Origin of the sequence: Microcystis sp. M109S1 (assembly GCF_020247025.1) — a bacterium.
Lineage (GTDB): Bacteria > Cyanobacteriota > Cyanobacteriia > Cyanobacteriales > Microcystaceae > Microcystis.
Genome location: NZ_JADBRW010000229.1, coordinates 1 through 11,164, shown reverse-complemented (window position 1 = coordinate 11,164; position 11,164 = coordinate 1). Strand labels below are relative to the sequence as shown.

The window sequence follows — 11,164 nt, the reverse complement described above, 5'->3', positions numbered from 1 at the left end:
TGTCAGTCTGTAGAGCGACCATAAGACCAGAACAGATTTACTCTGTTAAGGCAGGTGCGGAACCCCGCAAGGGAAAGAAGCAGAAACCTAAATCGTGAGGTTTGGGAATCACCGTCCGTTTACGGCGGTGAGGATGTCAACGAGAACCTGTACCGCAGGAAGTGACTTTTCGCTATTCCCCCTAGCCGCAGCAATTAAAACACCCGAATCAATAAAGGTTTTGATCACCCATTATCTCCTTGATATCCACCTCTCCTCTCAGCTTTTTCACGTTCAATACCCTCCAGATCCAAGAGACTTTCTCCCGATGCTACAATTGCAGTCCGAATTTTTTGCAGCCGTTTACCCAACTCAGTTTTAGGCTGGTACGATGCTACTGGATCTGTAATAGTTTGCTCCTCAAGACAGAATGATTCGACCAACTCCAAGACTTGCTGCTGTTTGTCGTCGGGTAATGTTCTCCATTTTTCCAGTAATATTTGCTCATTTGTGATAATATCTTCCTGATGGCTAATCCTCATAATTTTTCCTGCACTTACAGGATAACAGAATTTTAGGCGGACTGACGATCGCCCTGCGGCCAAAATATTTTTACTGGCTTTAAGATCTCGGTCATGGTGTACCCACAGCCCTTAATTGTAGGTTGGGTTTCCTTGCGTCAACCCAACCAGGAGTAATCGGTGGGGGTGTTGGGTAAAATCGGTAGCGATCGGCTTTCTCCATGGCTCAGGTTTTAGCATATATTGTGCAAATGCGCTAGTATTTAAACTAAAGCCGTCCTAAAAGGACGGGGTTTGGAACTCAATTTTTCGATGACGACAATAATCGACGAGTTAAGGCAACAATGGCAAGATCGCCTCTCGCAAACAGAGGATTCCTTAACCGATCGCCAACGGGATACCATTATCAATTGGTTACTCGGTGAAGATAGCCAACGTTGGGAAAATTTAGATGAGAGAGATTTAGAAATCGCTAAACGGGGATTAGTCTATCTTTGGCAAATTTTGCGGCAACGCTATCTCAAAGTTAGTCCCACCCGCGCCTATCGTAACCTGATCGATCGTCTCGGCGCTTGTGTCACTCTCCGGCAAAAAATTCGCACTTGGGTTTCCTTAAGTCGCGATCGTCAGCAAGCGGTGGCCGATGTCTTGCAAGAAATTATTCAAGAGATGTTAAATAGCGATCGCTATCTGCAATCCCAGTTAGCATGGATCGCTCGTTGTACCAACGATCAAGCTACTCGCGATCGGCTGCTGTTAGCCACCCTAGAGGAATACGCCCTGCGTCCGATCCGCAATCAACCCCTGTTAGCCTATCGTTTTGTTAATTATCTCCGTCGTCAAGCGAGGAGCGGTATCACTAATGTGCCGAGGGAAGAAATGATCCGGATTCTCTCCGATGAAATTAGTGGCGATGAGGGGGAAAATAGCTTAAGTTTACTGGATCAAAATGCGATCGCTACCTACGAAGATGAACGCACTGGCCAAGAAGCGCAAATTCTCCGGGTAAAAGTTCAAGAGAGTTTTGCTAGGTATCTAGAGGAAAATGTTAGTCCGGAGGCGGTGACTTGGTTTAACCTCTATCTAGGCGGCCAAAGCCAAGATGCGATCGCCAAAAAGATGAATATTCCCATTCAACGGATTTATCGTCTCCGGGAAAAAGTTGGCTATCATGCGATTAAGGTTTTTGCCCTCAAGGAAGAGGCAGAATTAATCAGTGAATGGTTAGAAATCAGCCCGAAAGAGCATAATTTTGGCTTAACTCTCAGTCAATGGCAAATTTACTATGCAGCCCTTTCTCCCACGGGTAAAAGCGTTATCGATGGCTTAAAAGCGGGTAAAACCCTTGAGGAAATCGCCAGCGAATTAAACTGTAAACGCACGCAAGTGGTCAAAGAATGGACGCAACTTTATCTAAGCGCCCAAAGTCTCAGGACAAAAACCTAATCAGTAATCAGTAATCAGTGATCAGTGATCAGTAATCAGTGATCAGTAATCAGATGCGAGTTTTAAGTGAGTGGTATTCAGTGAGAAGTATTATAGTCATTTCAGATAAGTCTGATACAGTCTAGACCGATCAAACCCTTATCAACTCTGGCATTCATATTCTCAATCTTAATTGAAATGACTATAAATGGCAGTTTCCTACTGTCTTTTCACTGATTTTTGATTTTTGACTTCAAAAAATATGTGGATTATTAGCAAAAAAGTCGGGGTATTTACCCATTATTTAACCCCTACGGGTACATTTACCCCCAGCATCGACAAAGCCAGTAAATTTTCTTCTCGGGAAATGGCGGATATTATGGCTAAAAAATACGGGGGAATAGTCGAGGCAATGAAATAATTATGACCATTGGCATTTGGATTTTAGGTGATCAATTATGGACAGGACAAGCGGCATTAGCTAATCGTCAAGCCTATGCACGGGAAACACCGGTTATTTTAATTGAATCCCACAATCATATTCGACAAAGACCCTATCATCAGCAAAAATTAGTTTTAATCTGGTCGGCGATGCGTCATTTTGCCGAAGAATTAAAAACTTTAGGATGGTCTGTCACCTACGAAGTTGCTGAAGATTTTGAACCGATTTTATCTGCTTGGATTGAACGATTAGGCATTAAAGAATTACAGATTATGATGCCTAATAATTTACCTTTTCTTAGATTAATCAAAAATCTGAATTTAGACTGTGTTATAACCCTAATTGATAATAATCACTTTCTCTGGACTAGGACAGATTTCAATAATTGGGCTAAATCTCGTAAAAGACTATTACTAGAGGATTTCTATCGAGAAAGTCGTAAAAAATGGCAGATTTTAATCGAGGATAATCAACCGATAGGAGGACAATGGAACTTTGATAAACAAAACCGCAAACCGCCCAAGGATGGATTAAAAACTGCTGCTCCTCTTTGGTTTGAACCCGATGAAATTACCCTTCAGGTTATCGCTGATGTGGAAGCTTTAGATATTACTAAATATGGAAAAATCAAACCTTTTCGCTGGGCAGTAAACCGCAGACAAGCTTTACAGGTTTTGGAGCATTTTATCACTAATTGTCTGCCTAACTTTGGCCCCTACCAAGATGCGATGATAACGGGAAAAGAAACCCTCTGGCATTCCCTATTATCTCCCTATCTTAATCTAGGATTATTAACGCCATTGGAAGTGATTCAAGCGGCAGAAATTGCCTATAAAAAAGATAATTTAGCCCTAAATAGCATCGAAGGATTTATCCGTCAGGTGTTGGGATGGCGGGAATATATGCAGGGAATTTATCATTATCTGGGAGAAGATTACGCTAATCATAATTGGTTTGAGCATCAACAACCCTTACCGGCTTTCTTTTGGGATAGTAATCAAACCGAGATGAATTGCCTCAAACAAGTATTATCACAGGTGGAAAATACCGGTTATGCCCATCATATTCAAAGATTAATGATTTTGAGCAATTTTGCCTTAATTTTTGGTTGCTCTCCCCCAGCAGTTGAGAACTGGTTTCATAGTGTTTTTATCGATGCCTACGATTGGGTAATGCAGACTAATGTGTTGGGAATGGGACAATTTGCCGATGGGGGAATTCTCGCCTCTAAACCCTACGCCGCCTCGGCCAACTATATTGATAAAATGAGTGATTATTGTCGGGGTTGTGTGTATAAAAAAAATGAACGAGTCGGGGAGTTTGCCTGTCCTTTTAACTTTCTTTACTGGGATTTTTTGGCACGACATCGAGAAAAATTAAAGTGCCAAGGTCGAGTTAATATGATTTTAGGTCATCTCGATCGAATGTCGGCAGCTGAACTTAATCAAATGCGCTGCCAGTCCAACCAATTAAGAGCTATCAGTCGTCAGCTTTGAATCAGTTATCAGTTATCAGATGCCAGTTTTTAGTTCACTGTTTACTGTTTACTGCTCACTGAAAAACCCCCAAACCCACTATGATAATTGCTATATGAGTAAATCTAAGGAAAAAAACCGGATTGCCTATCAGGAATTTGGAGATCAAAGTAATTCCCAAGCTTTTGAGCGTTCCATTCCTGAATTACCCCCGAATCAGCAGAATTTGCGAGTACAAACCTCCCGCTCTGGTCGTGCGGGAAAAACCGTTACCATAGTTACAGGTTTTCAATGTCAAACCGAAACTCTGACTAAATTATTAAAACAGTTAAAAACTGCTTGCGGAACGGGTGGTACAGTTAAAGAAAATGCCATTGAGATCCAAGGAGATCATCGCCAAAAAATTCTACAAATTCTCATTGAATCGGGTTACAAAGCCAAAATTAGCGGAGGATAGCTAAAAATCATGATTCCCTCTTGGTTGCTTATCGGTGTCGTGGGATTTTTGGTCGCGTTAGGTGGGGGATTACTTAATTCTCGGGATGTACGTTGGTTTGCGCGATTGCGTCGTCCCGATTGGTTAACCTTTGAAAGATTAATCCCTCTTATCTGGACAATTATCTATATTTGTGGGGCAATTTCTGCTTATTTAGTCTGGGAAGCGCAACCGGCTAATCGCTGGTTTTTGATGGCTTTTTATCTGTTGGTGGAATTGACTATTACTGCCTATACTCCCGTCACCTGTAAACTACGCAGTCTCAAAGCGGGAACGATTATCGGAGGTACGGGTTTTTTCTTGGGTTTTCTTCTGGCGCTATTGGTTTTCCCTGTTTCTTCTTGGGCGGGCATCCTACTCCTACCCTACCTGATTTGGAGTCCGATCGGTACCTATGTGACTTGGGAAATGATCCATCTCAATCCTAGGGATGTCTAGATAGGTAAAGTGGGATGTGTTAATTTTTAACACATCCCACAGGTCTTATTGCCATCTACCAACTTGAAAATCTAGACTGTTTTTATCGCCCTAACTCGCTCTACCTTTACCTTGCGAGGACTGGAGCAATCAAGGAAGTTAGGAACCTCCTGACGACAGTGAGGACAATACCATTAGGCACGACCAACCCCAAGGTGACGAAGGGTAATTCCCGAACACATAGGGCAGTTGTGCATGGATTGTTAGACTAATTTTAAACATTTTTAAAATTGTCTTACCTCCTGAAATAATCCTAAACAAAATCGCCGCTCTTTAACTCTAACTTTAGGTATATTTCCCAGAAAATACCTAGGGATGAGGACGGAAAAGATGGGAATGTTGCGGGTGATAAAGTTGCGATCGAGTTCCTGTAATCTGGTTTAAAGCGGGACTAATTAGATAAAGGGTAGTTCTAGTTAAATTTTCTCGATGGGTTAATTGGGCCATCTCTGACAGGGGGACAACCCAGATTTTTTCGTCGGGCCAACTGAGACGGAAACAAACGGCCACCTGTTGCTCTGGCTGGTAGTATTCTAGGAGTTTTTCCTGGGCTTTGTCAACATGACGGGCGGCTAAATATAGGCATAAACTGGCTTTATGGGCGGCTAAAGAGGCTAATTCTTCACTTTCTGGCATAGGAGATGCTTTCCCTTCCACCCGAGTTAGAATAATTGTCTGGACTAATTCAGGAATCGTTAATTCTAGGGCCAATTTGGCCGCTAATCCTTGAAAGGCACTAATTCCGGGGATTAGCTGAAAGGGGATATCCGCTGCTGTCAAAAGATGAATTTGTTCTTGGATGGCACTATAGAGACTTAAATCCCCCGATTGCAGTCGCACCACCGCTAAACCCCGACGCACGCGATCGATCATTAAAGGGATAATTTCCTCTAGGGTGATGCTACTGGTGGGAATTAACTCGACATCTTTACGAGTGTCCTCAAGAATCTGTTTGGGGACGAGGGAATTAGCAAAGAGGATAACATCGGCTTTTTGGAGAATTTTATAGGCTTTTACCGTCAATAATTCCGGATCTCCGGGACCTGCACCAATAAAATAGACGGCCGGGAGGAGAGGAGAGGAGTCAATTAAAGTCATACTAAATCCTGTTTAAAAGGGGTGTGGGGTGTGGGGTGTGGGGTGTGGGGTGTGGGGAAGGAAACCTCTTTCATCTGTGGGGGTGAAAATTTTTTCATCGGGACTGACTCGGAGAATACTGTCTTCTGAATACTGAATCCGATCATTAACCTGAACATTTGTATTTAATTACGGTGAAACTGACTATACAATATTAATGATAAAGCACGGTCAGCATTGACAATGATTAGCGATCAGTCCCTCCCCCCCCAAAATATTGAAGCGGAAGAATCTATCTTAGGTGGTATTTTACTAGATCCAAAAGCGTTAGGTAGAATCAGTGATTTTTTAATTCCAGAAGCTTTCTATGTGAAAACCCATCAAGATATTTATCGTGCGGCGCTTGCTTTACAAGGGAAGGGAAAACCGACGGATTTAATGACGGTTAGCAGCTGGTTACAGGATAATTATCTGCTGGAAGAAATCGGGGGAATGCCGCGATTGTTACAATTAATTGAGCGCACTGTCTCGGCTGCCAACATCGATCGCTATGCTGAATTAGTGATGGATAAATATATGCGTCGTCAGTTAATTTCCACCGGGGGAGAAATTATTGAGTTAGCCAGGGATACGACGCTAGAATTAGAAAATGTTTTCGATGAATCGGAACAAAAGATTTTTCGTCTCACCCAAAAACGACCCCAAGAGGGTTTAATTTTTCTGGGGGATACTTTAATTGAAACTTTTAACGAAATTGAGAAAATGCAGGAGACGACCACTCTACCCGGTATCGAAACTCAATTTTATGATCTCGATGCGATGACCAGTGGTTTACAACCCTCGGATTTAGTTATTATCGCGGGTAGGCCTTCCATGGGAAAAACTTCTTTTGCTCTTAATATTGCCTATAATATCGCTCAACAGAATTTACCTGTGGCTGTCTTTAGTTTGGAGATGTCCAAGGAACAATTAGCCCAACGTTTGTTATCGAATGAGGCTAAAATCGAAAGTAATCGGATTCGCTCGGGCCGTTTGGGACAAAATGATTTAGAGAAGGTTCTTGGGGGACTAGAAAAGTTATTAAATTTGCCCATATATATCGATGATAGTGCCAATTTAAGTGTAATTCAAATGCGTTCCCAAGTGCGGCGTTTACAGGCAGAAAAAAAGGGGCAAATGGGATTAGTTTTAATCGATTATCTGCAATTAATGGAAGGGGGAGGTGATAATCGTGTTCAGGAACTTTCTAAAATTACCCGCAGTCTTAAGGGTTTAGCGAGAGAAATTCATGCTCCGGTAATTGCTCTTTCTCAGTTAAGTCGCGCTGTGGAATCTCGCAATAATAAAAGACCGATGATGTCCGATTTACGCGAGTCGGGATGTTTAGCGGGTGATAGTTTAGTTGAGTTAGCCGATCCTCGTGCTAAAGTGCCAATTTGTCAGTTAGTTAATTGCTCTAATTTTACGGTTTTTGCTCTTAATGAGGAAACAATGAAATTAGAAAAAGCACTGGTAACTAAGGTCTTTTCTACAGGATTTAAGCCAGTTTTTCGATTAACAACTCGTTTAGGTCGCACGATTAGAGCTACAGCCAATCATAAATTTTTTACTGTCCACGGTTGGCAAAGATTAGATGAATTAAATATCGGTAATTATATCGCTTTACCTCGCTCTCTGAGTAATTCAGACCTAAGGTTTAATTGGGATGAAGTTATGGCAATTCAAGCGGATGGAGAGACAGAAGTGTATGATTTAACAGTAGATAAATTACATAACTTTATTGCGAATAATATCATCGTCCATAATAGTATCGAACAGGATGCGGATTTAGTTATGATGTTATACCGAGATGAATATTATAACCCCGATAGTCCCGATCGAGGTGTGGCCGAAGTAATTATTACTAAACACCGTAACGGTCCCACCGGCACAATTAAGCTACTTTTTCAACCAGAATTTACCAAGTTTCTTAATCTTAAACAAAGTCGCTCTAATTATTAAAATGCAAGCAACTATTAATTATAAAACTCCCAATTGGCTCTTAATACTTTTGGCAATTATCCTAACTCTCGGTGTGGTTTTTCGTTTTGCGAATATCGATAAAAAAATCTATTGGCACGATGAATCCTACACCACCATTAGAACCACTGGTTATCAAGCAAAGGAAATCGCTGATACTATCTTTCAAAATCGTCTTTTATCTACCACAGAATTAGGAAAATTTCAGCAACTGAAACCCGAAAGTAATGTTGTTGATACAATTAAATCTCTTGCTAAAGAAGACCCTCAACATCCACCTTTATACTTTATTATCTCTCGCTATTGGGAAAAAATATTCGGTTTTTCTCCCGTTTCTTCCCGCAGTTTAGCGATTGTTTTTAGTCTTCTCTCCCTGCCATTTATTTACTATCTATCCCTAGAATTATTTGCGCCGAAGTTAACGGCAATTTTAGCAGTAATTTTATTGGCACTCTCTCCAGTTGATATAATATTTGCTCAAATGTCTCGTCAGTATAGTCTTTTGGTTCTGTTAACGATAATCAGTCAATTACTGCTGTTAAAATGCCTCAAGAAAAGAACTATTGTTAATTGGTCTTTATACACCATCTCTAATACTCTCGGACTCTACACCCATCTGTTTTTTATTCTCAACTTATTTGCTCAAGCAGCCTTTATACTTTGGTATCTTGTTATGAAACCAGAGCGAAAAAATAACTTGATATTTTTCCTGTTATCTGGGTTAACAATGATGATTTTATATATACCCTGGTTACAGGTTTTTTTAACTAACTCTCAAAGGGCCTTTAACTCCACCAGTTGGGCTGCCGTTAACTATCTCGATTGGGGATTAATCAGTAAATTATGGATTCTAGGTTTTACCTGTCTATTTAGTGATACCGACTTCGGTTTTAATAACATCTTCACCTATATATATAGACTGTTTTTTTTAAGCTTAACTATCTATGCTTTTTATCGAGTTTATCGCTATAATAACCCGATAGCTTTTACTTTTCTGATTACCTCAACCCTAGGGACTTTCCTAGCTTTAGTCATTCCAGATATAATTTTTACTACCACTAGATCAACTGTCACCCGTTATCTAATTGCATCCTTTCCCACTATCTATATAACTGTGGCTTTTTTCTTGTCACAATTGCTTAATCAAGGCAAAATTTTAGGTAAAATTATCTTGACTTTTTTGTTAACTGCTAGTATAATATCGAACTTCAATAATGCTCTTTCCGAAACCAGTTGGGCAAAAGTTCCTAGTTATTGGAATGGCGAAGTTGCCAGAAAAATCAATGCTGTACCCAATGCCATTATTATCAGCGACGAAGGTAATGACTGGACTAACTTAGGTGATTTGCTTTCCCTTAATTATCGTCTTAATGCTGATGTACAATACTTCCTGACTACCACTAACCCCGATACCGATAAGTTAAAAGAAGTCCTAGAAATTCCCCGCGTCAACTTATTTCTTTTTCGTCCTTCCAATCGGTTATTACTTGCCTTAGATCAATTCGATATTCGTCTTGATTATTTCTATCCCTATGGTCAATTGTGGCGAGTGAAGAAATAGGTAAATATATATTTTGGGTCAATCTAGCCTGAAAGAGTTGAGCAAAGCTGGTATTATAACCAGTTAAAACCGTTAATCTTCATCTTAAAGAAATGACTTTTCTAATTCCGATCAGCGTTTGGCGGCAAATTCTTAAAAAGTTCCCTATACTACTATTCTTAGCATCTTTTCTCATAGTCCTACTCTTAGGCTATTTTTCTGCCGCTTTCTCTCAAAGTCGAGATCCTGATATCCGCGGTGTTTGGATTACCACCAACGATACAGCGATGCTGATGGACAGGGATAAACGACAACAAGCGATCGAGCAATTAGTTAATCTTAATTTTAATGCTATCTATCCCGTGGTTTGGAATTCCGGTTATGCTCTCTATCCTAGCGCGATCGCTCAACGGGAAGGAATACAGCCTTTTGTGCCTACGGGAGCGCAAGGACAAGATATCTTAGCAGAATTGGTGGAACAAACCCGTGGAAGGGGATTATTAGTCATTCCTTGGTTTGAATTCGGATTTATGGCTCCTCCCACCTCAGAATTAGCCTTAAAACATCAGGACTGGTTAACCCAAAAACGGGACGGAGGGACCACTTGGGTAGGGGCAGCCGGGGAGGTAGTCTGGTTGAATCCTTTCCGTCCCGAGGTGCAGAATTTTCTGCGGGAGTTAGTCTTGGAAGTGGTGGGACAATACGATATTAACGGCATCCAATTCGACGATCATCTGAGTTTACCCAACGAATTCGGCTATGATCCCTATACTATCGCCCTTTATCAACAGGAAACCGAAAAAACTCCCCCGGCTAACCCCCGGGATCCCGAATGGACAAAATGGCGGGCCGATAAAATCACCGCTTTTCTGGCTAATCTCAAAGAATCAATTGAGGCAATTAAACCGAATATACTGCTTTCGATCGCCCCTAATCCCTACGAATTCGCCTATAATGGTCATTTACAGGATTGGCTCGGTTGGGTGCGGCAAGGATTAGTCGATGAGTTAATCGTACAGGTTTATCGTCCCGATCTGCCCAGTTTTCTCAAACAATTAGAGCGTCCCGAAATTCAGGAAACCCAGCAAACTATCCCCACCGGTGTGGGAGTTTTAACCGGTTTACGCAATCGACCGATTGCCCTACCCTTTATTGAAGAAAAGGTATTGGCTGCTCGTCAACGGGGTTTAGGGGTGATTTTCTTCTTTTATGAAAGTCTCTGGCAGCAAGCTTTGGAACCTCCAGAAACCAGAAAAGCGGCAATTCAAGCGCTGTTTTCGCAACCAATCACTCCCCGTCTTCCCGTGGTGGAAAATATTCCCTTAGTTAGTACACCTGAACCTGTTGACCAGCCAGAACTAACCCCCACACCTCCCCCCTTAGCACCAGACGGTATCGAAATTCCTGTAATTCCCCCTCCGGGTAGTTAATAGCAATTTTTGCCCACAGAGTCAATGCCACTGGCCGCTTGACCCCCCCCTGAACGGTTACAAAATTATTTTCATCGAAAATTTGGGTCTGAAACCCCGTCGTTCTACGACGGCTTTACCGTTAAATACTAGCGCATTTACCAAATATATGCTAAAATGTGAGACATGGAAAAAGCCTACTCGTTCCGATTTTACCCAACACCCGAACAAGAGTCGCTATTGCGGCGCACCTTGGGCTGTGTAAGATTGGTTTACAATAAAGCTCTCCATCTCAGAACACAAG

The 11,164-nt window shown here is 41.5% G+C and carries 11 protein-coding genes; 9 read left to right on the top strand and 2 right to left on the bottom strand.

Features of this window, described 5'->3' with window-relative positions:
- Positions 1-224: 224 nt before the first annotated feature.
- The gene (locus tag IM322_RS11525; RefSeq protein ID WP_287676668.1) at positions 225-521 is read right to left on the bottom strand and encodes a hypothetical protein; all 297 of its coding nucleotides are present in this window, start codon (positions 519-521) and stop codon (positions 225-227) included.
- 291 nt (positions 522-812) lie between these two features.
- Between IM322_RS11525 and IM322_RS11520 the strand changes: the two genes are divergently transcribed.
- From IM322_RS11520 to IM322_RS11500, 5 genes are all read left to right on the top strand, one after another.
- Positions 813-1,946, top strand: a complete 1,134-nt coding sequence (locus tag IM322_RS11520; protein WP_287676670.1) for a HetZ-related protein 2 — start codon at positions 813-815, stop codon at positions 1,944-1,946.
- A 241-nt stretch (positions 1,947-2,187) separates the two neighbouring features.
- The gene (locus IM322_RS11515; RefSeq protein ID WP_287676672.1) at positions 2,188-2,346 is read left to right on the top strand and encodes a hypothetical protein; all 159 of its coding nucleotides are present in this window, start codon (positions 2,188-2,190) and stop codon (positions 2,344-2,346) included.
- Between the two features lie 2 nt (positions 2,347-2,348).
- Positions 2,349-3,863, top strand: coding sequence for a cryptochrome/photolyase family protein (locus tag IM322_RS11510; RefSeq protein WP_287676674.1), 1,515 nt, complete (start codon positions 2,349-2,351; stop codon positions 3,861-3,863).
- A 94-nt stretch (positions 3,864-3,957) separates the two neighbouring features.
- Positions 3,958-4,299: a translation initiation factor gene (locus IM322_RS11505; protein WP_002802447.1), complete on the top strand. Its 342-nt coding sequence runs from the start codon at positions 3,958-3,960 to the stop codon at positions 4,297-4,299.
- Positions 4,300-4,308: 9 nt separating this feature from the next.
- Positions 4,309-4,776: a TspO/MBR family protein gene (locus tag IM322_RS11500; protein ID WP_287676676.1), complete on the top strand. Its 468-nt coding sequence runs from the start codon at positions 4,309-4,311 to the stop codon at positions 4,774-4,776.
- Positions 4,777-5,124: 348 nt separating this feature from the next.
- On the opposite strand, the gene cobM is transcribed toward IM322_RS11500, so the two are convergent.
- Entirely contained in the window at positions 5,125-5,913 is a 789-nt protein-coding gene (gene cobM / locus IM322_RS11495; RefSeq protein WP_286823613.1) for a precorrin-4 C(11)-methyltransferase, read from the bottom strand.
- A gap of 222 nt (positions 5,914-6,135) precedes the next feature.
- Between cobM and dnaB the strand changes: the two genes are divergently transcribed.
- The 4 genes from dnaB to IM322_RS11475 form a co-directional block, all read left to right on the top strand.
- Positions 6,136-7,893, top strand: a complete 1,758-nt coding sequence (gene dnaB, locus IM322_RS11490; protein ID WP_287676678.1) for a replicative DNA helicase — start codon at positions 6,136-6,138, stop codon at positions 7,891-7,893.
- A gap of 1 nt (position 7,894) precedes the next feature.
- Positions 7,895-9,472 carry a glycosyltransferase family 39 protein gene (locus IM322_RS11485; RefSeq protein WP_287676680.1) on the top strand — a complete coding sequence of 526 codons (1,578 nt, stop codon included), beginning with the start codon at positions 7,895-7,897 and terminating at the stop codon, positions 9,470-9,472.
- 92 nt (positions 9,473-9,564) lie between these two features.
- Positions 9,565-10,881 carry a family 10 glycosylhydrolase gene (locus IM322_RS11480; protein WP_287676681.1) on the top strand — a complete coding sequence of 439 codons (1,317 nt, stop codon included), beginning with the start codon at positions 9,565-9,567 and terminating at the stop codon, positions 10,879-10,881.
- 165 nt (positions 10,882-11,046) lie between these two features.
- A partial coding sequence (locus IM322_RS11475; protein WP_287713118.1) for a helix-turn-helix domain-containing protein occupies positions 11,047-11,164 on the top strand: 118 nt, incomplete at its 3' end.

Excerpts from the sequence above, each read along its gene's own strand:
- IM322_RS11480 (WP_287676681.1), top strand. The coding sequence starts at position 9,565 with ATGACTTTTCTAATTCCGATCAGCGTTTGGCGGCAAATTCTTAAAAAG.
- IM322_RS11510 (WP_287676674.1), top strand. The coding sequence starts at position 2,349 with ATGACCATTGGCATTTGGATTTTAGGTGATCAATTATGGACAGGACAA.
- IM322_RS11505 (WP_002802447.1), top strand. The coding sequence starts at position 3,958 with ATGAGTAAATCTAAGGAAAAAAACCGGATTGCCTATCAGGAATTTGGA.
- IM322_RS11515 (WP_287676672.1), top strand. The coding sequence starts at position 2,188 with ATGTGGATTATTAGCAAAAAAGTCGGGGTATTTACCCATTATTTAACC.
- cobM (WP_286823613.1), bottom strand. The coding sequence starts at position 5,913 with ATGACTTTAATTGACTCCTCTCCTCTCCTCCCGGCCGTCTATTTTATT.
- IM322_RS11500 (WP_287676676.1), top strand. The coding sequence starts at position 4,309 with ATGATTCCCTCTTGGTTGCTTATCGGTGTCGTGGGATTTTTGGTCGCG.
- dnaB (WP_287676678.1), top strand. The coding sequence starts at position 6,136 with ATGATTAGCGATCAGTCCCTCCCCCCCCAAAATATTGAAGCGGAAGAA.
- IM322_RS11520 (WP_287676670.1), top strand. The coding sequence starts at position 813 with ATGACGACAATAATCGACGAGTTAAGGCAACAATGGCAAGATCGCCTC.
- IM322_RS11485 (WP_287676680.1), top strand. The coding sequence starts at position 7,895 with ATGCAAGCAACTATTAATTATAAAACTCCCAATTGGCTCTTAATACTT.
- IM322_RS11525 (WP_287676668.1), bottom strand. The coding sequence starts at position 521 with ATGAGGATTAGCCATCAGGAAGATATTATCACAAATGAGCAAATATTA.